Origin of the sequence: Gottschalkia purinilytica (assembly GCF_001190785.1) — a bacterium.
Lineage (GTDB): Bacteria > Bacillota > Clostridia > Tissierellales > Gottschalkiaceae > Gottschalkia_A > Gottschalkia_A purinilytica.
In genome coordinates this window covers 1-26,450 of sequence record NZ_LGSS01000006.1, presented here as the reverse complement: position 1 = coordinate 26,450, position 26,450 = coordinate 1, and the positions used below count along the sequence as shown (strand labels likewise).

Here is a 26,450-nt window from a genome sequence, read left to right as displayed (position 1 = left end):
CCTATCTTCTATTTCTTATTTTTTTAAGTGCATTTTTAAGGGAGTTTGTAACCTCTTCTTCCTTTTTTTCTTCTGTTTCTTCTTCTGAAGGTTCTATTTCTTCTAGCTCTTCAGTATCTTCTTCAACTTCATCTAGATATTTTTTACCTGAGTTTTTCTGAGATTTAACTATATTCATTGCTAATTTTTCGGCTGAAATTACATTTTCAAACTTAGCTTTTCTTACTAAATTTTCAAAGCCTTTAGGAGCTATATTCTCTATTTCTTTTATTCTTTCCCTTTCATCCTTTACTCCCTTTTCGTATACCTGATTATATATATCTGGATACTTTTCCTGTAAGTCTTTTAAATCCAATATCTTTTCCTCCTTTTTATTATTTTTTATATCAAAGTGTATATTCTTTACACACTTATGAGCGTTTTTATTCTCTTTATCCACACTTATAGGTGTTATTTGTGGAATGTTTTTATAGTTAGAAATATCAAATTTAAGCTTATTTACTATCATAAATTTTGAATTTCCCTTATTTTCAATATCTAAATCCACTGTTAAAGATATTATTTCATCAGCAAAACCATGCTCTACAGCTTCACTAGCTGTCAACCAAGTTTCATCTGACATCATTTGTGATAATTCCTCTTTGGTCTTTTTTGTTTTAGCTTCATATCCTACTAAAATAGATTCTTTTATTTTATCTAAAACCTCTGTAAATTCTTTAAAATCCTTCGTGTTATAATATCCCATTAGACCTACTAAAGGATCATGTATCATCATCATAGAGTTTTCAGGCATAAATATTTTATCTCCTGCCATTGCAACTATAGTAGCTGCACTTGCAGCCATTCCATCTATATAAATATTTATCTTTGCATTATTTGCTCTTAATAAACTAGCTATAGTAGTTGCAGCGAATACATCTCCACCCATAGAATTTATTCGTACATCTATTTCAGATACATTTCCCAAATTCTTTAAATCCTCCGCAAATTGCTTAGGAGTTACTTCATCTCCCCACCAAGAAACTTCAGATATATCTCCATATAGTAGAAGTTCTCCTTTATCTTCTGTTATGTTTTTAATCTTCCAAAACTTCATCTTCTAATAGTCCTCCTTTCATCATTAATTCTTCTTCTCTAGCTCTTTGTCTTATATTCTTATAGAAATCTTCCCCAGTAAGCTCCATAGTTTCTTTTGTTCTCGTACTAAATCCATTAGAAACTCTTTTTTCTGCTGCTAGAACTTCCTTATAAGGATCTATCTGTCCTTGACTAGGACCGTTCCATTGTGCTCCTGAATAAGCCTTTCTAACCATTGGATCTGTAAAAAATCCTGGTGCTAAAACTCTTTCTTTCGCTACAGCTTCACATAGCCATTCTTCATAAACTGGCTGACAAAAGTCCTTTGCTAACCAAGCTCTTCTCATTCTAAACATCTTCCAAGCTTCTAAAAGTGCTGCTCTACTTGCTGAATAGGAAGAAGTAAAATGTTTTACTAGTAATTCGTAAGGAATTTCTAATGCTACTCCTATTTGTCTACATATTGAAGTTATGAAACCATCAAAGGCAGTATTTGGTCTACCTGGATTAGTAGCATTAGCCTTCTGTCCTTCTCCAAGTTCGATTATTGCACCAGGAGCTAGTTCATAGTTTATATCTTCTTCACTTTCTTCTACTACACTTTGATCTTTACTTATCATTTCTCCAAACATGGGTTCATCTATATCTACACTTCCTGGATTTTCAATAAAGACTGTAAACATCCCACTAATAACTGCTGCCATAAGTTCAGCTTCTGTATATCTAGAAAGTTGCTTTAAACATTCTATAACTGGTGCTAAAATAGGTATTCCTCTTCTTTGTTCTATCCTTTCACTTTCCATCAGGTGTATCATATTTAATCTTCCTGATTTTCTACCAAACTTTTCTATACGTTTCCACTCTTTTTTACCAAATGTCCTTTCTAAGGGATGTTTGTTTAATAAATGATAGGCCATTACTTCACCAAAGTCTCCAACTTCTACCCCGTTTATTATTAATTTAGTTGGATCCTTTTTATCTGGATCACATACTCTATCAGCTTCTATAAGCATTATTCTTAAATCATAAGGCATATCTTTTCTTTTTATCATTGGCAATAATGCAAAACACTCGCCATTCATAAGTTGGGACAAAAAAGCTAGTTGCTGAAGTTCATAAAAATCATTCATTCTTTGGGTGTCACAATTCAAACTTTCAGCCCATAGTGAAAATTCTCTTTCAACATTCCCTTCCCATTCTGCTGCTTCATCTTCTGTAAGTCCTAAGTATTTATAATCGATCTGAGACTTTAACTTAAGTCCTGCACCTACTACATTAGTCCGTAAAGTCTTGATTGCTCCTGTAGCTATTGGTGCTCCCATATATAAATCTCTAGATCTTTCTCTTAACTTTTCAAGATTATCGTCTATATCTTCTTTTGTACTCCCACCAGAACTATTCCAACCCCTAAGACTCTTTTTAGTTGTACTTGCACCATGATGACTATATCCTGTATTTATAAAGTTCATTCGTTTTCTGGCTATCGTTCTTTTCAAAGCAATTCTAGGAGCAACTACCCCTATTGCTTTATCCAAAAAATTCACACTTATCACCTCCTAGAAATCTCTAGGTATTATTCCTACTATTCTTCTTTTACTTGTTTTTTTACCTTGATCTTGTAGTTCTAAAGCCTTTAATCTATTTTCCCAGTAGTCTATTTGTTTTCTTATTTCACTTATATTTGCTCTTGTAAGTTGTCTTGAACCAATACTGTAACTTTGACCTGTAGTAACTGCTAGCTCTGCATTTAACCATGCTTCTAAATGTTCTCTAACTCTTTCTTTAGTTATAATTGACACTACAACACCTACTTTCCTTACAATAAAAAATAACTACCTATAGTAGTTATATTCCTTTTGAAACTATTCTTTTTTTCTTTCTCTTCTTAACTGTACTTGTAGATTTTTGAGTTACTGTATCTACTTGACCTTTCATCTTTCTTAATTCCTCAAAGTTTGGGTTTAGTATTTGCATAGCAGCAGTAGCATAGTTTCTTAAGTCAAGACCTTCATTTCTCTTATACTTTTGTATCCATCTAAAACTTGCTACACCTCTTTGATATTTTAGTACTCTTTTTTCTGAACATAGACTTTTAAAGTAATCTAAGCTATATCCTCTATCTTCTTCAAAAGGGAAATGACAGTATCCTGGTCCTTCCTCATCAAGATTCAATCTTGCATATATACTCTCTTTTCCAGTATCAACACCTAAAGGAAACAAGTAAACTTTTTCTCTGTTATTTCTTGAAGGTTTACCTATTAGTGGTTTTCCTGTTCCACCTTGGCCTTTTATAGCAAATATCCTTCGATTTTCTTTGCCTTTAACAAATCTATATACTTCAGTAGTAAAGTGACCACCACTATCTATACAAGTGCACATGACTTTTATAGGAGTTCCATCACTATAATAAAACTCACTATCTAAATATTTATCTAGTTCATTCCAAATATGAGATTGTTCCAAATCTCCATATAGCTTTTTATACTGTATTCCCCAGCTTTCTTTACCATAACCCCAGCCTACAACTTCTATTTCAAGTCTGTCGTCTTGAACGTCAACTCCAGCTGTAAGTAAGAGTACATCATCAGTAACTTGACAATTATAAGTTTCTCTACGTTTGAAGAGTACTTCATAATCTGCCCCTTCTCCTTCGTTGTCTTCCCACTCTTCTCCTAAATAAGTATTAACCCATGTCTTAAGTTCTTCTTTGTCTTTTTTAGCATCTTTAAAGGCGTCTATGATGCTTTCCCAACGTTCCCAAGGTGAAGCTAAAGCATTTAAGTGAAAACCTCTTTTCTTTTTACTTAGATTCTTTTGATCCTCTAACTGTGAAATCCATTTACCTGGCTGAGCCTTCCATTCATACTCTGTTAATTCTTCCTTACAAAACTTACACTCCATAGTAACATTCTCAAACTTTATCCTGGACCATTCATAAGGCTGAAATTTACCACATACTGGACATCTAATACACCATTGCTCTTGTGTAGTATCTTCATATTCTTTAGCTATTCTTGATATTCCTTTGATAGTAGGAGTAGATACAAAGACTTTCTTTCTATTCCAAAACGTTGCTGTTCTTTTTTCAGCAAGTGCTAAAGGATCTCCTTCATCTCCTGCTGTAGTAGGGAAACGATCTACTTCATCTGCTAAAAGTATTCTTATAGGCCTTGAACTTAAGCCAGTTGGTGAATTAGCTCCTACCATCGCTATATATCCACCTGGGAATCCTTTCTCTAGTATAGTATTGTCTGCATCTCTTGTTTTTGATTCTTTTACTTTACATCTAAGACTTGGAGTATCTCTTAACATAGGTGCAAGTCTTTTTTTTGACCATGTTTTGGCTAATCCTTCAGTTGGCATTACCATCATTATTGGAGCTGGGTCATAATCTATATGATAAGCTATTATATTATTTATTATTTCAGTTTTTCCCACTTGTGCTGATGATTTTATTACTACTATTTCTGTATCTGGATAACTAACTGCATCCATAATTTCTCGTTGGTATGGTGTCCTATCTGTACTCCATTTCCCACTTTCTGCTGAACTTTCTGCTGATAATATTCTATAGTTATCGGCCCACTCAGATATTGTTAATTTAGGTGGTGGTGCTATTACTTTAGATATTCTTTCAAATAACTTAAGAGTCTTTATTTTTATTTTTTTCAACTACATCACCACTTGTATCTTCTTCTAATTCAAAGTCTATATACTTCTCGTTATAAAAAAGTATAGGGTCATAATCAGCTAATTCAGAAAGTGCTAATAAACATTCATTGTTTATTATGTCTTGTACTTCTGTTAAGTTGCTTCTAGATACTAGCATAGGAGCTAATTTAGGAGCTAACCCTAATATTTTACTTCTAAAGTTTGCTAACATATCAGTCATTACTTTTTCTACGTCTTCTGCATAGTGTAGCTCACCTTTCATTACTTTAACTTGTAATTCTGTTTTTTCTCTTTTTACTATTTCATGCAATGCTCTTTCTGTATCTAAATCTAAGTTATCATTTTTTACTTCTTTAATATCATTGTTTGCTTTCAAGTGAACTATATAGTTTTTTATACTTTGTGCTAGATCGTAGCGACCTTTCTTTACTCTTACTATTATTCCTTCTTGTGCAAGATCTCTTATTCTTCTATCAGTAACAGAAAGTAGATTTGCTAATACGCTAGATGCAACCGTAACGGATTTTATGTCCTCAACTTTTTCTGATGTAACATTTTTACTCATATCCACACCCTTTCTCTGCAATATTGGCAAAGGAAACGGCTATAATTTTTTTTTCATAACTGTGCACAATTTGGGCTCGCCAGTACCCGCGGCCTTTCCTTTTCCTCCAGAAGGACCCATTCACTTTTTAATTTTCAAAAAATGTTTTTAAAAATTTATTTTTACAGATGGCTTATATACTAAGTTATAAAATAGACTTCTTATTTTATTTTTTATTTTCTTTTTACATTTTCTACTTATTTATTTTTCTTTTCTTCTTCTTATGAGTTATACAAAAATGATAGAATGTTAAACTAACATTATTTTTTGTCTTCTTCTATATATACGTTTTTTTAGCACATCAGTTTTACATCTATGGAAAACGTCAAACTAATTAAATAAAAAAAATAGACTTCCGTTTTATTTAAAAGTCTAGCTTTTGAATATAATTATTTATAACTGTTTCCATAATTCCTATATACCTTCGTGTCTGTTCTGGAGTAGTATGATTTAAAGCTTCCATTGGTATAGTTATATCTCCATTAGATAACTCATATAATCTTCTAGCAAATGTCTTTCTTAATGAATGTGGCGAAATTCTTATACCGAATGTTTCTCCTGCTTTTCTTAAAATATTATATGCTTGTTGTCTAGATATAGGTTTATTAGTTCCTTCTCTTGATAAGAATATATATTCATAACCTGGTCTACCTCTTATGTATATTTCTAACATCTTCTTTAACTTCTTATTTATATCTATTCTTCTTGGCTTGTTTGTCTTACCTTCATTTACGATAATACAATCCTTTACCTTTCCTCTTTCATCTCTTACATCTCTTATTCTTAACTCTAGTTCATCTTGTATTCTAAGTCCCGTATATATTCCTATATATAGTAATATACTATCTCTTATATTTTTAGTTTCTAAATATTCAGCTATATCTTTTAGTATTTCTAAATCTAATATAGGATCTGTTTTCATATGCCCCACCTAATTTCTAAGTGATTTTATTAGTTTACTTAAGCTTCTATTCTTATTTTGTAATGTGTTATTATAATCAAATAATGCTTTTGCAATTTTACCTATACTGCTATCTTTTGTATTCTTTACAATGTTACTTATGTCCTTGCCTATAAATTTTCTATTTTGAATTGTATGTCCTTTGTTATTTATTATATTAGCTACTTCTGCAACATTTTGTACTTTTATATATTCTTTACATATACTTTCTTCAAAGCTAGTATGTTGCATCTTTAAAGCTTCTTCTATTTTAGTTTTTATAAAGCTTAAGTCATATATGGCTTTTAATAATTTATCTTCCGTTAATTTTGTTAATTTCAACTAATCCCTCCTATCTATCTTTTTATTTACACTTCCTAATTGCTTTAAGCATCTAGGTAATAAGCAATAGATTTTATCATCTATTCTTTTTATCCAATGACAATTATTACATTTAATATTAGTCTTCATCTCTGTTCACTTCCTTCAAAAAAATAAAAAGAAGCCAATTAGCTTTAATTGACTTCTTTCTATACTAATATATTAACATGTTTTTTATAAAAAAATCGGTATTAAAACGGAAGTAAAACGGCTGTTCCTCTCTAAGTAAGAACTATCTTAATTTAAGACTTCTATATCTCCATATAATCCTATTGCTAACTTTGATATAGCCTGTTTCCTTACTTGTCTACACCATCTTTCATTGTAACTTAGTTCATACGCTATGATATACCATTGCTTTCCTTCAAAATACCTCTTGGTTATTATTTTATTTTCAAGCTCATTTAATGCATTTATGGCATTATCTAACCTTCTAAGCTTACTATCTATTATTTCTATCCTCTTTTTTAATAAATCTTTATGTTCTATTTTTCTTATAGCAATATTTTCAGTACTTCTGTTAATTTCATTGGTACAGCTTGTTTTTTCATTTTCATATGAAAGTGATCTTAATCCATCTTCAATCTCTATCTCTTTTATCTCAGCTTCCATGTTTTCTATACTGGCCTTAAACATAGTATAATTATATAATAATGATTCTACAGATTTGTAATAGTTATCTCTCTCCATCTCTTTTACACCCCTTTAAAATACAAAAGACACTTTAAGTTAAACCTAAAGGTTTAACTTAAAGTGTCCGCTGGTATGTCCAGTAGGACTTATTTAGTTTTATAATTTAATAATAAGTTAAAACAACTTAATTACATTCGATAATTCAGAGTCAAAGAAATCTTTAGGTAAATTACATAAAGATATTATATCTTCTTGCAACATGTCAATCTCTCCTAAAATATCTTGCTTTGTAATAGAATTATTTTCTAATAATAACTCTGTTGCATCTTTAAATAAACTTGGCTCTTCTATCTTTATCATTCCATCTAAAGGTTCTTTTTTACGCCAACCTTTAGCACTTATTCTTTTTTGAAAGTAAGTATATTTATCTTCAGATATGATCTCCAAATCTAAACACTTTCTTACTATTGCTTGTATGGAAATTCCCCATTTTTCTTTTAAATATATGAAAGTTTCTAAACTTATTGCTAGCCCTTGTATCTCTCTTATAAATACGTTACTAGGATATAGGAATTCTGAAGCAAAATAATCTGCATCTCTTTCTATAGATGGGCTAGCTTGTTCTTCTATCCCAACCTTGCGATGTAATATTAAATGTCCAAGTTCATGGGCATTATCATATCTATTTCTTACCGCAGATTGTTTATTTGAACTAGTAATTATATATGGTATAGAGTTTATCCATTGAGAGAAACCATCTGTTTTATCTTGATTTATTTTAATTGATGATAATATAAAACCATTTTTTTGAAGAGTGTAAGCTAAGTCTGATATAGGTTTATCTCCTAAGCCCCAATGTTCTCTAAGTAACTTTGAAATTTTCATTATTTCATCTCTATCATAATTACACTTTGCATCTTCTACTATATCTTCTAGTTTAGGTATGTTCAGTTTAGGCAGCTGTATATATTTTAAATAAAAATCAACAATCTCGGAATCCATTAATTTTATCATATACTCTAACTGAGACTTCGTTTTTTTAGGAATTGCATTACTTCTAAAATATGTAATGCTACTTTCTTTTTCTTTAAAGTTTTTCTCTTTAAAGAAGTACCTTATTGGAAACTTCAAAACTCTAGGTAGTTTAGCCACTATACTTGATGATGGTAATGTCTTAGACATTTCATACTTTGATACTGCCTGTCTTGTTACCCCCAGACCGTCAGCTAATTCCGTTTGTGATAAACCTCTATAAATTCTAGCTTCTTTTATTCTATCTCCTACTATGACTTTTTCTACTTCATTTTTCATATATAATTCTGCTATATCTATAACATCATCCATAATTTTTCACCTTTTTCTATTTAATCTTCTCCTTACTTTCTTTGACTACTTTCATATAATCTTTCAGAGTATCTTTATTATCATTATTTTCAGCATCTTCGTTAATTTCAATACCTTGATTTTCTAATAAATCTTTTGGTGCCTCTAATTCTAATAAAATGCTCTTAATTTGTTTGTCAAAGAATATGATATTTACATTTTCTAATGAACTTTCTTCGTTGAAATAGTAAGTAATAATCCCATAATATTCTATGTTTTCTTCACATTCTTTTAAAGTTTTTTCACAATTATCAGTGAAATCAAATAACGATAGCTGCGAATCTAAAGCTTTGTTTTTAACCACAAAGTCTTTCATATAACCTGAAGGATCTGATATGATTTCTCTAGTTGATTTACAATACTTTGTCGTCAACGTTACATTCTTTTTAGTTAATCTTGGCAACGTTGTTGATCCAGCTTTAAACGTATCAGTATTAAAGCCAATTTTAGCACCTTCATCCATGTTCTTAACAAAGCTATCATCTATCTTTTTACTCCTCATATGTCCTACAGCACCTTGATGTGTTTTGATATCTCCCTTTCCGTCCAACATTGGCTTTATAGCTTTAAATTCTTTATATCCTTTCTGAATTGTATCGATTATGTATTCAAAAGATTGATAATCTATAACTTTCTCTATTTCTTCACGATGTATTTCTAAAAACTTACTATTCATTGCTTCACCCCTGTAATGATATATTAGTTAATATAGTATACTTTTTCTAATATTTTGTCAACTATAGGGGTTATTTTTAATTAAATTCATTTGCATACTAATATACTTTAGATCTATTCTGTATCGTACTTTCTAAATGTAGTTGGCCTTTACTATTCTTTATCTCTATCTTAAAATAATCTAGATTGCCTTTTTGCTCTGCTAATGTCAATACTCCATCCATACACTCTATTATCTTATTTCTAAGCTTCTCCTTTTTATTTTCCATACTATTCCTCCTAGTTATTTTCTTCTATATCCCTTCTATTATGCTAACCACATCTTTTAAAACTTCTTCAACTCTTCTATTTGATAAATTATCTATATTATTCATTTCTTATATGTTCCTTTTCTGCTCCAGTTGTTTTCAACCTCATTTTTGTATTTCTCACATACCTCAATTCCTTTTTCTATGATCTCTATTTTATTTATTTCAGTAGATTCTACTAATTTATCTATATTTTCATTTAATTCATTACGAAAATTGCTCATATTATCCCTCCATTATCGAGTCTAATTATTTTTTATATTCTATCCCCGTAAGCTCTTTAAAATAAGGTAACTCTTCTATCCACTCACAAAACTCTTGCCATTGTAGCAATCTGTGGTTCTTTCTCTGTCTGTAAATATTTAACAGCTGCTGATAATTAGTATTTATAGTCCTCTTCTGTATAAAGCTTTCTAGTAATAATATTTTAGCTCTTCTTAAATAATCATCGTCAGGTGACTTTTTATAGATATATCTTAAGTCATTGATTTCATCTATTGTAATCTGTAAAACATCTAGTAACTTAGAATCTTCAATATCTTTTAATTCAAAATCCTCTATCGTTAATTCTCTTTCAAATAATTTATTCATAGTAGAACATGAAATCTTTTCAACATTTCTATACGTATCGAATTCCTGCCAAAAATAACGTGGAGCTTCTAAGTCAAACCATACTTGAATTAATCTTAAATGTTTACAATGCTCTGTTCCTGCTTTAGCCAACTTTTTCGATAATTCTGCATCTGCATTTCCTATGCTAAATTTAAATAGCCCTGGCTGGAATTCATATGTAATGCTATCTGACTTACCCCAGCTTTCTTTAGGATTCCTCATTCCTCTTATGGCATGTTCAAACCCATATACATCTGTATTAGTTGTTTTCATTGTTTTACCCCTTTCATGTTTAATACTTAAGCTTGTATATTAAATAACTCTTTTACTTTCATACTTTCACTCTATTACCATAGTTTATAATTAACCTATTAGTTCTTTTTCTTTTGTTTTGTTTTCAACTCTGGTTGTAATATCAAAGTTATTTCCATCCTCAATCCCTGTATGATAAGCTTCAGAAAAACCTTTTAATCTTGATGTTATATTTACAGACCCTGTAAAGTTTATATTTTCATATGAATTTTTAAGCTCGATGTCTTTAGCTAGTATAATTCCCCATTCTTGATTTTTAGCTTTCTGCTCTTCAAATTTATTTCTTAATCCTTCAATAAATCCTAACGCATAATCATTCGTTAATCCTCTTGTACTATAGCCCTGTTTTCTATATCTATAAGCTAATCTCTTACAGGTACTTTCTACGCTATCTATGGCATAGCTTAAAACTATTTCTGCTATTTTTACATCTTCTTCTTTTCCTAAAAGAACTATTCCGTTTGTATATCTTGTGTTGTAGTAGTTATAACATCTAAAATTATCAGCTATTAAATTTGCAAGCTGCCCTTTCCATTTAGCCGATCTGAAAGTTATATCCGTTTTCTGTGTAATAACTTTAGAATTACTATCATCAAACTGTTCCACTTCTTTTAATGAAAGTTTATGCTTTACCAAAAGCTCTTGGGCTTTTAATAGAGCTGTCTCTGATTCATTTTCATTTGAACTGTTACTTAAGTTTAGTAACTTCTTTATTTTAGATATTATGTCTTTCAAGTCTCCGTTCCTCACTTTCTATAATTCATTTAATTAGAATCTTTCTCCAATATTCATAAGTATCTAAGTTACATATTTTTTTTAAATGCTTAACTTTCTACAATACAACAATAATTAATTTCACCCAATTTATACCCTTTTAGTTATAAGCATTAGGGTGATAAAATTTGAAAAATTGTACAAAGTGTCCAGCAGATTACAAATTACTAAAGGGCTTTAGATCTCACGGCCAAAAAGTATATAAACATAAGAAAAAAAGACTTTATATAACTAGAGATATCGGTTCGGGTAACGGACGTTCTCATAAGGGTGGTGCTTGGAAAATGGCTATTAAACCAGAGTATTTACTAAGTAAAAAAACTCGTCTAGGTACATACAATGAGGATTTATCCATCAGAATTGGAGATTAATTAATCTCCAATTCTGATGTTTTTTAGTTATCTATAGGTATAAACTTCATAAAACTTGGTATATACGCCATTCCAAATGTTCCAGTAGGGCCGTTTCTTTGTTTCTCAAGTATTATGTCTGTTAATGTATTTTTTCTTTTATTCATTTCTTCTATTAGCTCCCTAGTATATATCTCTTTTTCAATGAGTTCAGATATTTCTCTATTGTTTAATTTGTGAATAAATATGATATTATCGCTATCTTGTTCTATAGCTCCTGACTCTCTCAAATCTGCCAGCGTTGGTCTGTTTCCTTCTGCATTTCTGTTTAATTGACTAAGCATTATAATTGGTATCTTAAATTCAAGAGTCATTAACTTTAAATCTCTAGTTATACTTGATACTTCTTGCTCTCTATTACTGTATTTACCTACTGATTTAAGAAGTTGTAAGTAGTCTATAATAACTAAATCAGGCTTATATTTTCTTATCTTAGTTCTTATGTGTTGTGTATTTTTGCTCGTTTTATCTAAAATAAAGTTATCCCAACAAAACCTTTGAGCTACTGATATAGTTTTTTTCCATCCATCTTCATTCAAGTTACCTCGCCTTAAGTCGTTTCCATCTAATTTAGAATATGCTGCTATTATCCTTTGACATAATTGTATATCTGACATTTCTAAACTAGTAAACATCACTTTTCTTTTATTATTTGCTATGTTAAGTCCTATTTGCATTGCTATTGCAGTTTTACCTACTCCTGGTCTAGCTGCAATAGTTGTTAATTCTTCTTCATGTAGTCCTGCCGTTGCTGTATCAAGTTTTGTTATTCCAGTATGATAAGATTTATCATCTTTATTTTCTGATCTTTTCTCTAAAACTGTTATAGTGTCTAGCATAGCTTCTCTGAGAGTTATTACCTCTTCATTTGTTATATTTTTTATTTCATCTATTTCCTGCATAGCATCATTTTTTATAATATCAATGTCAACATCATTATCCTTTGCCATATTTATTATTTTCTTTGCCTTATCTATCAGCCTTCTTCTATTAGCTTTATCTTTAAGTAGCTTGATATTACTTTCTATGTATCTAGTGGTTGCCACTAACTCAGCTAAGTCAATTATATAAGTTATATCTAGGTTAGTCTTTTCTTGTAATTCAAAGTAATTTACTTCTTTATTCTGATTTATTAAGCTTTTAATAGAAGCTAATACCTTTTTGTTACTTTCATCTATGAAATCATCTTCATCAAGATAGTGTATATATTCATGAGTTCCTTTATCTAATAAGAAACTTCCTAAAACTTCTCTTTCAATCCTTAAGACTTCAATCATTCTTAAAACCTCCTATCAGTTCCTCTCCAATTTAAATCCTCTTTTGTTTTTTCAGATTCATTTTTATTACCATATTCTTTTTTAAGGTAGTTTTGTATTGCAACATCTCTATTTTGGAATTTTTCAAATCCTCTTTGAATAAACTCTTCTATGGTCCATTTGTGCGTAAACCAATACTTGTCATCAAGAACTATTTCAGAATAGTTGTTTATTGTTTCCTTAACTTCCTCTATGGAATAATCTTTTAATATGCCCTTAATCTTTGTTTCCATTTTCTTTGTTAACTTTCTATGAGTTATAATTTTTTTACTATTCCAATACTCATATATATAATTAATATTCTTTTCATTCTTTACATTCTTGTTTGTGTTCTTTTGTTGTTCGTCTGAATGTTCATTTTCATGTTTTTTAGAATCTCCTATGTCTGTATTTTCTGTGTTTTCCTTATGTTCATTTTGCTGTTCTTGATTTTGTTCACTATGATGTTCATTTTTTTGATTTTTTTCAAAAAAACGTTGATAATTAGACCAATTTTTAACAGTTATAATAGAGTATTTGGAAGTAGGAAAATAATCTATCATATCAGCTTCTTTGAATAATAAAATAGTTCTATATACACTAAGAGCTTTCTTCTCATCCCTAAATAAAGTTCTAGCCCACTTCTCCCTTCCAAATATACATTGTCCTGGATAGAGTTTAACTATCTTCTTATTAATAACAGGTTCACAATAATCATGTGTAACAGACAGCAAAATGTGTATCCATATATGAAGCATTTCAGAGTCTTTATATACAAAATGATCTTTTAATTGTCTATGAAGTTTTATCCAACCTTCCAATATTACACCCCTTTAAGAATAGTTGTTAAACCTACTTTTGGACTTAACAACTACATTTCAATATGATATAATTAATGTACGATTATTTTTGAAGTGAGTTATTTCAGATCACCATTATCTGAGGTAACTCTTTTTTTATCTCTAATATCTTTTATAACAAAGTCTCTAGCTTTACCTACATAGTAAGCTTTAACTATCCAGCCAGTTGATGTTTTCATAATTTCCCTCCTTACTTAACATACTTTTTATACTTTAACTTTTGATATATCTTTTTTTCTAATTTAGATAGATCCAATTCAAATTCTTCTGCCATTTTTATAAAATGTAGTTTTAGAGCTGGAAATATATCAGCTATTTGTTCCTCACATTTCATTACAGTTTCCCAGTCTAATACAGTTAATTCTGTTCTATCTTTCTTGTTTTTTAAAATCTTTTTTAGTTCTTGAGAATATTTTATTAATTCTGTTGACTCTTCTATTAAGCTATCTAGTACTACAATTGCATTATCATCCACATTGTTTAACACTGGCACATTAAAAAATTCACTTTTATTTTGAAAAAAGTATTCAGCCATTAATCTTGGACTTTTTAATTTTTTAGCTATTTCTAAAGCTATATCATCAGGTATAGGTGCTTTACAGTTTTCATATTTACTATACATTGGTTGTGAAACTCCTATGTTTAATGCTATATCTTCTTGAGATAGTCCTAGATCCTCTCTTACTTCCTTTACCAAAGTAGCAAAACACATACTTAAACCTCCTCGTGTAGTTATAAATTTCCATTTTATTAGAATTCTTTTGAATAAAGATTTATAGTCTTATAATTTTAAAATTGATATACTTAAACTAGTTAATAGTTATCTCTAATCTCTATCTCACACATTTAAATTAGATCAATTATATTCATATCTCTTTTGGTGTCTATTAAGACACCCCTTTCCTTTTTGTCACATCTATGATACTTTTTCATCTTGTGAAACTTCTAAGCTCACTTTGTTTTCTTCTTTCTCTTTTGTAACTATTCTCTTTATTATGTTGTAAAGAGTATCATATAAAATGTCCTCTTCAGCATCCATACTATTTCCCCCTTTTTATAGACGATTTTCTAGTTTTACCGAATTTTAGCATTATATAGTTAAAAAAATAATTTAAAGTTAATTAAATACATTCTAATGTCATTACATAATTTATTTTTTTCTCTCCATAATGGCGGTTTAAAAAAAATTCTTTAGTCTTCTGGAAATGTTTTTATTCCTTTAAATAAGTATTGAAGGTCCTCAAGATCTTCGTCTTTGCCATTTTCAGTTTTAAGCTCTTTATGCTGTTCTTGAGATTCAAGTTTTATCATATTACACAAACTATTTTCTTCTATGATTGCTTTAGCCTCATCTGAGGCAATCATACCTTATTCAATATTAAGTTGATTTTTTTCTAAAACTTTTGCTATCTCAAGTGCAGTATTATTAATCTTACTTCTTTTAGCCACTACTTCACCTATTATTGTTTTGTAGTGTTCTTCAGGAATAATATTTTTTTATTCATTCTCTCCCCCCTTAGAATATCTTTACTCAATCATTTATTAGTTTCCTTTTGGGACATTTCTGCTTAAAAATATATCATCACTTTCTGTATTTAATATCTCCTTTATTTTTAAAGCAACTAAAAAAGATGGGTTTTTATCACCACGTTCTATATTAGTATAAGTAGTTCTTGCTATTCCAATTTTTTTAGCAATCTCTGATTGAGTTAACTTTTTCTTTTCTCTTGCCTTTTTTAAATTTAATCTCAAACTATCTCTCCTCTCTGTTTCGTTTGGAAACTTTGTAATTTCATTATAGTCCCCTTCAGAAACATTGTCAACTACTTTTTTAAACTATTTTATGTTTTTGTTTCTTTTAGGGATATTTATATCAAATAGTTTATTTTAGAAACATTTTAGTATAGAATTATTTACATATGAGGTGATTAATGTGAGTTTTTCAAAAAGATTAAAACAATTAAGAAAAGAACATCAGCTTACTCAAGAAGAATTAGCTCAAAAAATTTCTAAAAATCGTTCAACTATAGCTGGATATGAAACAGAAAGAAAAGAACCTGACCACGAAACATTAATATTATTAGCTGATTTTTTTGAGGTACCTCTTGACTATCTACTTGGTAGAACTGATATAAGAAATATTCAAAAACAAACCCTTAAAGAAAAGTATCCAGAAATTCACGATGTTGAGGAAGCTATGAAAATAATACTATCTCAACCTGGATTAATGTTAAAAGGAGAGCTATTAACTGATGAATCTAAAATCATACTAGCTAATGCTATACAAATGGGATTAAGAACTGCTGAGGAAATTAGTAAGAAGAAAAATAAAAGAAATAATATTTAGTCACATTATAAAATTACTCCTAAGAAAAAAATAAGTAGTAAATTAACTTGGGAGTTTATTCAATTATTTGATAGATGGAAAATAAGAAAAAATAATAAAGATTAGCTTTAAAAGGGGGATAAAGTTGGGGGGAACTAAAAACTTTTTTAAAGAAAAGAAAGAATGGTCTATTGTAAAAGACAATATACTAAATTGGTATTTAACTCCTTATTTATCGAAAATAATAAATACAAGAAAACCAGTTTATATTATAGATTGTTTTGCTGGCAAAGGAAAATTTGATTCTGGAGAAGTTGGTTCTCCACTTATTATAGCTGAACAAATTAACTCTAATCTTAACAAAAAATCTAGTACTGACATAAAGCTATTATGTATTGAAAAAAATAAAAACTATTATAACGCATTGGAACAAAATCTAATGCCTTTCAAAAAATTTTGTTATGGCTTCAATGGTACGTTCGAAGATGGTTTTGATTCAATTCTGAAAAGTATCAACAATAAAAATGTTTTTTTCTATATTGATCCTTATGGAATAAAAAGTTTAAATTTTGACATTTTTAATAAAATTAAAAAAAGTAATTGTCACTCATATGAAGTTTTAATGAATTTTAACACATTTGGTTTTTTAAGAGAAGGCTGTAGAATTCTAAACTATAAATATGACTCTAAATTTGAATCGGAAGTAGACTCTATGTACGAATTAAACAACAGTATTGAAGAGTGTTATCTTAGTGATATAGCTAATGGTACATATTGGAAGGATATTCTTTATCAATATAATAATAAAAAAATTACTATGCTAGAAGCAGAGGAGCTTTTTATTGATAATTATTTAAAAACTCTAGAAAGAAAAAATATCTTTAAATATACTTTAAGTATACAAATAAAATTAAAACAAAAAAACATGTTAAAATATAGGTTAGTGTTTGGCACAAATCATATTGATGGTTTATTTTTAATGTGCGATAATATGAATCAAAAACTGAATTATATGATTGAAAAAGAAAATTTAGGACAAATGTCATTATTCTCTAACCAGTGTGGAAATGAATGTTTAGATATAAACAATAAGGCAAGAAATAAAATTATAGATATACTAAAGCAAAATAAACCTAATTTTATAGATTTAGAAGAATTATATTATAAGCTTATCAAAGTATTTGAAATTAACTACAAAATATCCAATTATAAAAAAATATTAACAGAATTAGAAAAAGATAATTTAATTTTAGTAGAAAGAGATCCTGAGCATACTAAATCTGGTAGAAAGTCTAGAAGTTTCGATATAAAAAAACACAAAATAAAAATTGCATCAGTATACTAAATATTATAAGATGTAATTAAGAACATAAGTTCTTTTTTCTTTAGATATGTCTTATAATTTTTTAAAAAAAGTGGAGGATTTCTAAAAAATGGAGTATATACAAAGAAAAACATTACTATATAAAACAGAAGTTGAATATGGGGATTACACATTAAATCACATACAAGGCTGCTCTCACGGATGTCTATATCCATGTTATGCTTATATGATGGCAAGACGTTTCGGAAGAGCTAAAAGTATAGAAGAATGGATGGAACCTAAGCTAGTATCTAATGCTATAGAACTTCTCAAAAAAGAAATTCCTAAATATAAAGATAAAATAAATTCTGTTCATTTATGTTTTACAACTGATCCTTTTATGTATGGATATGATGAGATATGCAATAGTAGCATTGAGATTATAAAGTTACTAAATACCAATGACATACCTTGTACGGCTCTAACAAAAGGAATTCTGCCTAAAGAATTAGATTGTACGGATAAAATTAACTCATATGGGATAACACTTATATCTCTTAATGAGAGTTATAGAAAAAAAAATGAAATGAATTCAGCTCCATATCTAGAAAGAGTTAATAGTCTTAAATATCTTCATGATAAGGGTTTTAATACTTGGGTTAGCATAGAGCCTTATCCAACGCCTAATATCTTAGAACAAAACTTTGATGATATTTTAAACGCTATATGTTTTGTAGATAAAATTATTTTTGGCAGATTAAACTATAATAAAAAAGTTAGTGAATATAAAAATTATCAAGATTTTTATAATAACTTAGTTGAAAAAGTCATTGAATATTGTGAAAAAACGAATAAAAAATATCATATCAAAGATGGAACTTATAAAAAATAAGCTTATAATGCTACTAGAATAATAACGCTTACTAAAGAGAGTAAATTTAAAGAATAGTATTTTTTATTTATTCTCTTTTTCAGCATAAGAAGAAATATTTCAAAAAGTAATATTAGGTACAAAATTAAAGTACCCTTTTAAAGTATATATCTTTATTGTGTATTTATATAATTTATTAAATTTAAAGTAGGTGGTACTATGATAAAAAACATCGTTGACGGTCTTATAGAACTTAGTGGTACCAGAAACCCTTTTGAAATATGCAACTTCTTAGGTATTCAAGTTCTTATTCATGACCTTGGTTCTCAGATTCTAGGTTTCTTTCAAAAGACTAAAGATGGAACTGAAATTTTACATATAAATAGTCGTCTTGATGACATTAAAAGAAAATATATTTGTTCACATGAATTAGGACATGCGATATTAGAACCAGATCTTAACATTAGCTTTTTTATTGAAAATCCTCTAGTGGTAAAAAGTAAGCATGAAATAAAAGCTGATAAGTTTGCAGCAGAGCTTTTGATACATGATAACTTATTAGAAAGTTATGAAGGTTTTACTTTGGAACAAATAGCTATAGCTGAAAATATAAATAAAGAATTATTAAATTTAAAATTTAATATTAAGTAGGAAATTCTACGTTCTGTCTATGTAGAATATTTTTTATATGTACTACGGAAAAATTTGTTACTTTAGCTAATATTTTGTACAAATGTGAGGTGTAAATATTGTGGGTTTTAGATTTAGGAAAAGTTTTAAAATTGCTCCTGGAGTAAAGATCAATATAGGTAAAAAAAGTACTAGTTTAAGCCTTGGAGGAAAAGGAGCTAGATATACTATAAGCTCAACTGGTAGAAAAACTACTACTGTAGGTATTCCTGGTACTGGTATTTCTTACTCTCAATCTTCTTCTAGTAAATCTCGTTCCAATATAGAAAAACAAAGACTAAGAGAAAATGAACATAAATTAAAAGAGCTAGAAAGAGAAATGGTACTCTTAGAAGCTGAGTATGAAGTTGAAGAATATAATGAACACATAAATCTTATAACATCTATACATAAAGATTATATTGAGTTTTGGGATTGGAAATCTATAAACAGTAAACCTATTCCATTTGAACCAGGAACAAAAGGACCTAATGAATTAGAAGCTATAAAAAAGCTTGAAATATACAAATCAAATCTTCTGGCTAAAATATTTAAATTTATTGAAAAAAGAAAAATAGAAGAGCTTAAGTCGGATATTGTATCTGCCAAAGAAAAAGATAACGAACTATTAAGTTCTTGGGAACATCTAAATAAATTATCTAGCTCAATTCTATCTAAGGACTTAGATTCTTATCTTGCAGTCCTAGATGAAGTTAACCCTTTATATAATCTTTTAGATTATATTGATTATTTTGAGTTTTACGCTATAGATGAATATACTATGATAGTTGATTTTAATATTATAATAGATGATGTTGTTCCACAGCAATCAAAGTCATTAACTAAAACAGGTAAATTATCAGTTAGAAATTTAACTAAAACTAATTATTATAGCTTGGTTCAAGATCATGTGTGTAGCTGTGTTATATGTATAGCTAGGCATTTATTTGCTTTATTGCCTCTTGAAACTGTTATCATAAATACTCAATATGAAATATTAAATACAGAAACAGGTCATGAAGAATCTTCAACCATTTTATCAGTTAAAATTGATAAAGATAAATTAAATAGCTTAAATTTAGATCTAATAGATCCTTCTGATTCTATAAATAACTTTGAACATAATATGAAGTTTTTAAAAACAAAAGGTTTTCAGCCTATAGACAAAATATCGCTGTAGTTATAAAGGAGGTCTTTTTTATTGTTTGAACTTTATTCTGAAAAGCTAAGAAGATTAGAAAATCCTAATGTATATGATTTATATGAATACGAACCAATTCCTAAGAAGTTCAGGAATCAAGTAATTCATCTATTCGATAAAATAAGTAAGATTTGTTCCGATGAATTCTCCGATGAATTTTATTCACAAAGTATATTTTTTGAAAAATTGAACAAATTGTTTTGTGAAGAAAAAGGTATCTTAACATTAGGAGACTATGATGACATTACTAATTTCCAAAACTACATTTTGTCTGCATCTACCCTCGATGTTTTAGACTTAATTGATCTTTCAGTTAAATATATTGAACTAATTTTTTATAAATATAATTGGGAAGGACTTCATTTACTTCCTATAGATACTTTAAACAAAAGATTTAAAACTAATAACTTGGGATATGAGATTATAAATTGTGAATTAATAAAAAAAGACACACAATATACACACGAAGAAATTATAAAGCCATGTTTAAAACTTATATACGACGAAAGTTTTAAAGGTGTAGAAGATGAATTTTTCAAAGCTCATGAGCATTTTATTAATGGTGACTATAAAGACTCAATCACATCAGCTAATAAAGCTTTTGAAAGTACACTTAAGACCTTATGTGATTTAAAAAGATATGATTATAACAAAGATAAAGACACTGTGTATACATTATTAAATATTTTATCTGATAATGGCTTTGTACCAACATATCTTAAAAGACACTTTTCTACATTACTTAAAACCTTGTCATCTGGACTTCCTACTTTAAGAAACAAACGAGGTGGTCATGGTCAGGGTTCTGAAAAAATTATAGTGCCAGAATACTACGCTAAATATGCAATAAATCTAGCTGCTACAAATATATCTTTTTTAATTAATATATATAAAGATTCAAAGTAAATACATTCTTACTCTTACTTAAAGTATAGATGAAATATATAAAATTTATATGTTTATATAAGAATAATTAATTGGAGGATATGCTATGGAAGTAAAAGAGAAGGAAAATAATAGTCCAAAACTTTCTATTAAAGATATATTATCTTTTGTTATAGTTCCTAAGAGACAAGCCGCGATATTATTATTTGGTTTAGTTCTAATTATATTTAAATTTTTATCTAAAAAAGACTTTAATATTATAATGGATCTAATCATAAGTATAATACCTGATATTCCGTTATTTAAACTAAAGGAAGCTTTTCTTTCACTTAATAAGTTCGTCATATTCTCTCATTTTATATTATGTACATTTTTTGTAGTTCTTTTGATTGTTGAAAGCTTTTGTTTCTGCAGACATATTTGTCTTAGTGAAGCATTTCCTAATTATTACAACATAAAGAACAAAACTTTATTATTAACTACATCCACTTTTAATTATTTTCTAATGTTTTTAGAAATAAATATACTATTTATTTCATCAAATGACCTTTTTGAATCAATTATTAACGATAAGATATATTATTTATTTTTATCAAGTATATTTATTCATTCACTCATGTATCTTTTTAAGCTATATTCCTTTATAATTGAAAAAACAACATGTAGCGAAAAAAATCTTTTTTAAAGAACATTTGTTCTTGAAATAGATACTTACACTGATATAATATATATAATGAATAATATTCCAGATATGAATTAATCAGACATTGAGTTATAACTTAAAAGTTACTAAAATTAGTACTTAAAGACTATTTAGTAACTTTTATTTTAATCATTTATCGAACATATGTTTTGTAATTATTGAATTTACTTGCTAATACATATATAAAGAACTACAAAAATTGAGGTGGTTTACTTGAAAAAAGTCGCTATATACATCCGTGTTTCTTCCCAAGAACAAGTTGAAAACTTTTCTATAGATGCTCAGAAGGATAAACTGATAAGTTATTGCAAAGCTAAAAGTTGGAATATTTACGATATCTTTATTGATGGTGGTTTTTCAGGTGCTAATTTAGATCGCCCTGCTATTCAAAAACTATTGTCACAATTGAAAGATATTGATATTGTTCTTGTATATAAGCTTGATAGACTTTCTAGAAGTCAAAAAGATACTCTATATCTTATAGAAGAAGAATTCTTGAAAAATAATGTAGACTTTGTATCTTTAAGTGAAAGTTTTGATACCACTACCCCATTTGGAAAGGCTATGATAGGCATACTATCTGTTTTTGCACAACTTGAAAGAGAAACCATCAAAGAAAGAGCTCGCCTAGGAAAAGAAAAAAGAGCTAAGGAAGGACTTTATCGTGGTGGAGCTAATGTTCCACATGGATATAATTATATAGAAGAAACAGAAGAATTAGTTATAGATGAATATGAATCTATCCATGTAAAAAAAATATTTGAACTATATACTGAAAAAGGATATGGATATCACAGAATTGCTACTACGCTAAATAAAATGGGATATAAGAAAAGAAATGGCGTAGAGTGGCAAGTTAATGCTATAAGAAGAATATTGAAAAATCCTGTTTATAAAGGGTTTATAGAATATAAAGGAAACGCTTATCCTGGGTTACATGAACCTATAATACCTGAAGAACTTTTTGATAAAACACAAGATCTAATTCATAAACGTGGTAAAGACTATGTAGTCACTTCTAAATATTTATTGACTTCTCTTATACGATGTGGACATTGTAATGCAAGGATGAGGGGTTCATGGGTAAGTCAAAGAAAAGGCAGTCCAAAAGTCTACTATTATCTATGTTACTCTGTAGCTGGAACTCCTGCATACATGATAAAAGACCCTGACTGTCCTGGTAGAAATATTCCTATTGCTATAGTAGATAACTATGTTGTAGATCAAATAAGAAAGAAACAATTTGAAAAAGAAAAACTTAAAGAAAAATACTATGAACGTAAAAAAATAAATACTAATACTATAGATACAAGTATACTTGATAAAAAAGTAAAAGAAGTTGATAAACAAATAGATAAAATGATGGAATTATATCAGTTTGGTAATATCCCTGCACAAGAAATATCAAAACGAATAGAAAATTTATATAATGACAAAAACCAGCTTTTAAAAACTATAGAACATCTTAAAAAAGAAATATCAGTAAATGACGATATAGATTTCAAGGATATGATAAAATACTTAAATGATTTTGAAACTATTTGGGAAAATGCCACATTTGAAGAAAAAAGACAAATAATTAAACTATTAATCAAAGAAGTTATAGTTAAGGATAGAAATAATATTGAAGTTATTTTTAAAAATTACTGTACATAGCTATTTTATGCTAATTAGAAGTAATTATATTTTTATTAGAAACTTGTTACTACGGCCCAGGCTAAGGCAACTTTAAATGACATAGGAACTGAAGAATGTGTTCCACGATGTTATCAGTGATATACTTTTAATTTCTTTGAAATTCAATAATTAAGCTACTACAAAAGTGTGGTAACTTAATTTTATTTATTCAATTTTCTATTTCATTTTTTGCAATTTAGGATATATTCTTTTTTTTCTATAATCTTTCTTAAAATAAAGAATAGGAAAGTAATTGCTGCACCTACAAAAATAAATATTCCACTAACACTACCAGGTTCTCGAACATCCACAAAAATGCTAGAAAGACAAATAATAAAACCTATCCACTCCATCAAGCGAAATAATTTCTTTTGTTTCATTAAATTCATTCTCCCTTATTTTTCGTTATCTTCATAATTCGGTATATATTAAAATATTCCTGTATTTTAATCAATGTGTTTGCTAAATAAAAAAAAGGAGTAAATAATCGATCCTTGATACTCCATGAATTGATATTACTTAGTATACTTATTGTATTAAGAGCAAAAAACAACGCCCTTAAAACTCAAAATATGAGGTCGGTTTTGTGTAAGAAAATAAAAAAGACCAAATTAATTTTGGTCTTTATGTTAATTATGTGATGTAGTTGTTTTTTATGTATTATCGAGTATCGTTCAATAGATACCAAAACTTGAAACATTAGTAAATCATCTTCTCCTGCGATCCAATTCACACCTTAGCTAGTATTAGTTAGTAGATACTAAACTTGTACTTAGAGTGTCTATTTTCCAATATATAAAAATATTAAGACATCAACAAATTTAATTCACTAAGATGTCCAAGCGGTAACACAATGCTTGGAATTAACCCTTGCCGAGTAGTCAATACTCTCAGCCTTAAGACGTTGAATCGCCTTTAGTATTTATCTACTACTTTTCACATGCACCATTAATATTTTAACTTATTAGATAGTAAAAATCAATCATACTCTTAAAAACTTTTTTTGTAATAGTATTCACTTTCTTTAATATCATCTATATATTTTGTACTTATAGCTATATTTCTAGCAGCATTATAATCTGCATTAACTTCTTTCTCAAACATTTTGCATTTTTCATTTTTACATGTAAATATGTCTTGTTTACTTCTTTGCCCTTCTTCGTAATGACCACAGACACTACATGTTTGAGATGTACGATAAGGATCTACATACTTAACTTTTATACCATATCTTTCTGCTTTATATTTTATAAATTGTTGCAATTGATAATAACTCCAATTCTTAATAATTTTATCGCTTAAGGCATTTTCACTTAGTAATTCTAAGTTTATTTGACCAGCCTTATTATCTATTGCAAACTTTACAATAGATTTACTAAGAAAATGGTTATAAGTTCTAACAAAATTCGATTCCTTCTCCGATAGTCTATCTAATGCTTTTAATTTTTTACTTCTACCTTTACCACCCTTAACACTTGTCAAGTTTATTTGCAGGTTTCTTCTTTTTTTCATCTGAGTTTTGACTCTTAAAAAATCATCAATATCTCCTATGCTTTTTTTCACATATGCAATGTCATTAAGAGCTACATAAGCGGGAACTGCTATTCCCAAATCAACTCCAACTACTCTTCCTTCTATGAATTCTATCTTATTAGTATAGGGAAAATCTATTGCCAAATTAAGTATTAAATGATTATTTTTATTAAATTCTAAACTACTATCACATACTTTATATTCTCCATCTATAACTTTATTTAAAATATGCCTAAGTTCAATGGTTTTAGATATTTTACCTAATATTGCTTTAAATTCTATGCCTTGTATCCATTTGATTTTTATATTGCTCCCATCATATCTAAATCTTAAGTCTCTCCCACGAACTAGTAAGGGATGGTTCCTTTTGTAGTTTCTAACGCTTCTATTTCCAGACATTAAATCTTTCATATCTGTATTAAAGTCTAACTTAACTTTTCTACTAACTAGAGATTTCATGTCACTGTGTTGAAAAGGCACTTTTGATAATGCATTATATAAATCATCTACATACATTCTTTTAAATGTATCGTCAACATTACTTCTGTTATTTGAGATCTCCTCTAGTTCTTCCTTTAATTTTGATAAGCTTGCATTTAAGGTATCTAACTCGTTAATTAAATTATTTAATTTTTCTTCATTAACTTTTTTCTTAGATTCTTCCTTTGTAATATTATTCTCTATTTTACTTATTTGCTTTTCGATAGTTTTAATATTTTTTTCAGTTTTTTGCTCCAAACCTGACTCACTCATTTTCAAAAATAAATGAGTCGCTAAATAACTCATACCTATGTTTAAAGCTTTATATTGATTGTATTGCTCATCTTTAATCCATTTATATTGTCTATTTCTAGTTTCTTCATCGCCCATAATTGTAAGCTTTATTTTTCTAACAGTTATCACGTTATCACCTTCTTATTTAATCTTAAAGCTAATCCTTGCTTAGTGGCTATTATCCTCAGTTTTTATCCTACTTTTTAAATCCTAGGCTCACCATACTCTCTATACATAGCACTTCGACTAATTAGCCATACTTTACCACTTTTTCTATACTCATTTTCTTTAAATTTATTACTTTTTCCATTTTCTATGTTGAAAAATACTTTTCTTAACGTGGAATCACTTAACCCCCATAACTCGCAAGCTTCCTGTGCTGTTATCATTTCATTTTGTGCTATATACCTCCAAGCATCAACCCTTAATGCTGGAGGTAGCGTTAATCTTATAGATATATCTTCTGAAGTTACTTTTCCTTTAAAATATAACTCTGCCAGTGCTTCTACAGGGTTGTTATGTTGCCCATGTACTATTTTATATAAAGTTTCTTTATCCAATTAAACACCTCC

Annotated in this window: 33 protein-coding genes; 8 read left to right on the top strand and 25 right to left on the bottom strand. The window is 28.5% G+C overall.

Annotated elements, in window-relative coordinates; translation table 11 throughout:
- Position 1 precedes the first annotated feature (1 nt).
- From CLPU_RS07635 to CLPU_RS07580, 15 genes are all read right to left on the bottom strand, one after another.
- Entirely contained in the window at positions 2-1,096 is a 1,095-nt protein-coding gene (locus CLPU_RS07635) for a head maturation protease, ClpP-related (RefSeq protein WP_050355069.1), read from the bottom strand.
- Positions 1,077-2,621 carry a phage portal protein gene (locus tag CLPU_RS07630; RefSeq protein ID WP_050355068.1) on the bottom strand — a complete coding sequence of 515 codons (1,545 nt, stop codon included), beginning with the start codon at positions 2,619-2,621 and terminating at the stop codon, positions 1,077-1,079. Before CLPU_RS07630 ends, CLPU_RS07635 begins: the two co-directional genes overlap by 20 nt.
- Positions 2,622-2,633: 12 nt before the next feature.
- Positions 2,634-2,876, bottom strand: coding sequence for a DUF6148 family protein (locus CLPU_RS07625; protein WP_082154137.1), 243 nt, complete (start codon positions 2,874-2,876; stop codon positions 2,634-2,636).
- Positions 2,877-2,922: 46 nt separating this feature from the next.
- Positions 2,923-4,749: a phage terminase large subunit family protein gene (locus CLPU_RS07620; protein ID WP_200898528.1), complete on the bottom strand. Its 1,827-nt coding sequence runs from the start codon at positions 4,747-4,749 to the stop codon at positions 2,923-2,925.
- Positions 4,721-5,314 carry a hypothetical protein gene (locus CLPU_RS17445; RefSeq protein ID WP_050355067.1) on the bottom strand — a complete coding sequence of 198 codons (594 nt, stop codon included), beginning with the start codon at positions 5,312-5,314 and terminating at the stop codon, positions 4,721-4,723. The genes CLPU_RS07620 and CLPU_RS17445 overlap by 29 nt, the downstream gene beginning before the upstream one ends.
- A 403-nt stretch (positions 5,315-5,717) precedes the next feature.
- On the bottom strand, positions 5,718-6,275 hold the full coding sequence (locus CLPU_RS07610) for a tyrosine-type recombinase/integrase (protein ID WP_050355066.1): 558 nt from the start codon (positions 6,273-6,275) through the stop codon (positions 5,718-5,720).
- Between the two features lie 9 nt (positions 6,276-6,284).
- The gene (locus CLPU_RS07605) at positions 6,285-6,635 is read right to left on the bottom strand and encodes a hypothetical protein (RefSeq protein WP_050355065.1); all 351 of its coding nucleotides are present in this window, start codon (positions 6,633-6,635) and stop codon (positions 6,285-6,287) included.
- Positions 6,636-6,764, bottom strand: coding sequence for a hypothetical protein (locus CLPU_RS18000; protein ID WP_268760459.1), 129 nt, complete (start codon positions 6,762-6,764; stop codon positions 6,636-6,638).
- Positions 6,765-6,911: 147 nt separating this feature from the next.
- Complete coding sequence (locus CLPU_RS07600) at positions 6,912-7,364, bottom strand: hypothetical protein (RefSeq protein ID WP_050355064.1); 453 nt, start codon at positions 7,362-7,364, stop codon at positions 6,912-6,914.
- 117 nt (positions 7,365-7,481) lie between these two features.
- Positions 7,482-8,651, bottom strand: a complete 1,170-nt coding sequence (locus CLPU_RS07595) for a helix-turn-helix domain-containing protein (RefSeq protein WP_050355063.1) — start codon at positions 8,649-8,651, stop codon at positions 7,482-7,484.
- A gap of 16 nt (positions 8,652-8,667) precedes the next feature.
- Positions 8,668-9,366: a hypothetical protein gene (locus CLPU_RS07590; protein ID WP_050355062.1), complete on the bottom strand. Its 699-nt coding sequence runs from the start codon at positions 9,364-9,366 to the stop codon at positions 8,668-8,670.
- A 97-nt stretch (positions 9,367-9,463) separates the two neighbouring features.
- Positions 9,464-9,634: a hypothetical protein gene (locus CLPU_RS17215; RefSeq protein WP_157857712.1), complete on the bottom strand. Its 171-nt coding sequence runs from the start codon at positions 9,632-9,634 to the stop codon at positions 9,464-9,466.
- 101 nt (positions 9,635-9,735) lie between these two features.
- Entirely contained in the window at positions 9,736-9,897 is a 162-nt protein-coding gene (locus tag CLPU_RS17210; protein ID WP_157857711.1) for a hypothetical protein, read from the bottom strand.
- Between the two features lie 25 nt (positions 9,898-9,922).
- The gene (locus tag CLPU_RS07585) at positions 9,923-10,558 is read right to left on the bottom strand and encodes a hypothetical protein (RefSeq protein ID WP_050355061.1); all 636 of its coding nucleotides are present in this window, start codon (positions 10,556-10,558) and stop codon (positions 9,923-9,925) included.
- A gap of 90 nt (positions 10,559-10,648) precedes the next feature.
- Positions 10,649-11,332 carry a DUF7168 domain-containing protein gene (locus tag CLPU_RS07580; RefSeq protein WP_082154149.1) on the bottom strand — a complete coding sequence of 228 codons (684 nt, stop codon included), beginning with the start codon at positions 11,330-11,332 and terminating at the stop codon, positions 10,649-10,651.
- A gap of 167 nt (positions 11,333-11,499) precedes the next feature.
- Here CLPU_RS07580 and CLPU_RS07575 point away from each other — a divergent pair, with 167 nt between their 5' ends.
- A complete protein-coding gene (locus tag CLPU_RS07575) occupies positions 11,500-11,742 on the top strand; it encodes a toxin C-terminal domain-containing protein (RefSeq protein ID WP_050355059.1) in 243 nt (80 codons plus the stop codon).
- A gap of 23 nt (positions 11,743-11,765) precedes the next feature.
- Here CLPU_RS07575 and CLPU_RS07570 read toward each other — a convergent pair whose 3' ends face one another.
- The 6 genes from CLPU_RS07570 to CLPU_RS07555 all read right to left on the bottom strand — a co-directional run bounded on the left by CLPU_RS07570 (position 11,766) and on the right by CLPU_RS07555 (position 15,688).
- Positions 11,766-13,058: a replicative DNA helicase gene (locus CLPU_RS07570; protein ID WP_050355058.1), complete on the bottom strand. Its 1,293-nt coding sequence runs from the start codon at positions 13,056-13,058 to the stop codon at positions 11,766-11,768.
- Between the two features lie 2 nt (positions 13,059-13,060).
- Entirely contained in the window at positions 13,061-13,897 is an 837-nt protein-coding gene (locus tag CLPU_RS07565; protein WP_050355057.1) for a hypothetical protein, read from the bottom strand.
- Positions 13,898-14,126: 229 nt separating this feature from the next.
- Positions 14,127-14,648: a helix-turn-helix domain-containing protein gene (locus tag CLPU_RS07560; protein WP_050355056.1), complete on the bottom strand. Its 522-nt coding sequence runs from the start codon at positions 14,646-14,648 to the stop codon at positions 14,127-14,129.
- Positions 14,649-14,852: 204 nt separating this feature from the next.
- Positions 14,853-14,975 (bottom strand): hypothetical protein, encoded by a 123-nt coding sequence (locus CLPU_RS17995; protein ID WP_268760458.1) that lies wholly within the window; start codon positions 14,973-14,975, stop codon positions 14,853-14,855.
- 152 nt (positions 14,976-15,127) lie between these two features.
- Positions 15,128-15,301, bottom strand: a complete 174-nt coding sequence (locus CLPU_RS17205) for a hypothetical protein (protein WP_157857710.1) — start codon at positions 15,299-15,301, stop codon at positions 15,128-15,130.
- 177 nt (positions 15,302-15,478) lie between these two features.
- Positions 15,479-15,688, bottom strand: a complete 210-nt coding sequence (locus CLPU_RS07555) for a helix-turn-helix transcriptional regulator (RefSeq protein WP_050355055.1) — start codon at positions 15,686-15,688, stop codon at positions 15,479-15,481.
- 181 nt (positions 15,689-15,869) lie between these two features.
- On the opposite strand from CLPU_RS07555, the gene CLPU_RS07550 reads away from it, so the two are divergent.
- From CLPU_RS07550 to CLPU_RS07525, 6 genes are all read left to right on the top strand, one after another.
- Complete coding sequence (locus CLPU_RS07550; protein WP_050355054.1) at positions 15,870-16,283, top strand: helix-turn-helix domain-containing protein; 414 nt, start codon at positions 15,870-15,872, stop codon at positions 16,281-16,283.
- A gap of 124 nt (positions 16,284-16,407) precedes the next feature.
- Positions 16,408-17,607: a three-Cys-motif partner protein TcmP gene (gene tcmP / locus CLPU_RS07545; protein ID WP_050355053.1), complete on the top strand. Its 1,200-nt coding sequence runs from the start codon at positions 16,408-16,410 to the stop codon at positions 17,605-17,607.
- An 88-nt stretch (positions 17,608-17,695) separates the two neighbouring features.
- Positions 17,696-18,457: a radical SAM protein gene (locus CLPU_RS07540; RefSeq protein WP_050355052.1), complete on the top strand. Its 762-nt coding sequence runs from the start codon at positions 17,696-17,698 to the stop codon at positions 18,455-18,457.
- 198 nt (positions 18,458-18,655) lie between these two features.
- Positions 18,656-19,087 (top strand): ImmA/IrrE family metallo-endopeptidase, encoded by a 432-nt coding sequence (locus CLPU_RS07535; protein WP_050355051.1) that lies wholly within the window; start codon positions 18,656-18,658, stop codon positions 19,085-19,087.
- 100 nt (positions 19,088-19,187) lie between these two features.
- The gene (locus CLPU_RS07530; protein WP_050355050.1) at positions 19,188-20,285 is read left to right on the top strand and encodes a DUF4236 domain-containing protein; all 1,098 of its coding nucleotides are present in this window, start codon (positions 19,188-19,190) and stop codon (positions 20,283-20,285) included.
- 21 nt (positions 20,286-20,306) lie between these two features.
- On the top strand, positions 20,307-21,212 hold the full coding sequence (locus CLPU_RS07525; RefSeq protein ID WP_050355049.1) for an abortive infection family protein: 906 nt from the start codon (positions 20,307-20,309) through the stop codon (positions 21,210-21,212).
- A 45-nt stretch (positions 21,213-21,257) separates the two neighbouring features.
- Here the strand turns inward: CLPU_RS07525 and CLPU_RS17100 are convergent, their stop codons facing one another.
- Entirely contained in the window at positions 21,258-21,536 is a 279-nt protein-coding gene (locus tag CLPU_RS17100) for a hypothetical protein (RefSeq protein ID WP_131701613.1), read from the bottom strand.
- A 571-nt stretch (positions 21,537-22,107) separates the two neighbouring features.
- On the opposite strand from CLPU_RS17100, the gene CLPU_RS07515 reads away from it, so the two are divergent.
- Complete coding sequence (locus CLPU_RS07515; protein ID WP_050355047.1) at positions 22,108-23,550, top strand: recombinase family protein; 1,443 nt, start codon at positions 22,108-22,110, stop codon at positions 23,548-23,550.
- A 203-nt stretch (positions 23,551-23,753) separates the two neighbouring features.
- On the opposite strand, the gene CLPU_RS07510 is transcribed toward CLPU_RS07515, so the two are convergent.
- The 3 genes from CLPU_RS07510 to CLPU_RS17645 all read right to left on the bottom strand — a co-directional run bounded on the left by CLPU_RS07510 (position 23,754) and on the right by CLPU_RS17645 (position 26,438).
- Positions 23,754-23,951 (bottom strand): hypothetical protein, encoded by a 198-nt coding sequence (locus tag CLPU_RS07510; RefSeq protein ID WP_050355046.1) that lies wholly within the window; start codon positions 23,949-23,951, stop codon positions 23,754-23,756.
- A 610-nt stretch (positions 23,952-24,561) separates the two neighbouring features.
- Positions 24,562-26,007, bottom strand: coding sequence for an RNA-guided endonuclease TnpB family protein (locus CLPU_RS07505; protein ID WP_050355045.1), 1,446 nt, complete (start codon positions 26,005-26,007; stop codon positions 24,562-24,564).
- Positions 26,008-26,081: 74 nt separating this feature from the next.
- A complete protein-coding gene (locus CLPU_RS17645) occupies positions 26,082-26,438 on the bottom strand; it encodes a helix-turn-helix domain-containing protein (RefSeq protein WP_082154133.1) in 357 nt (118 codons plus the stop codon).
- Positions 26,439-26,450 lie beyond the last annotated feature (12 nt).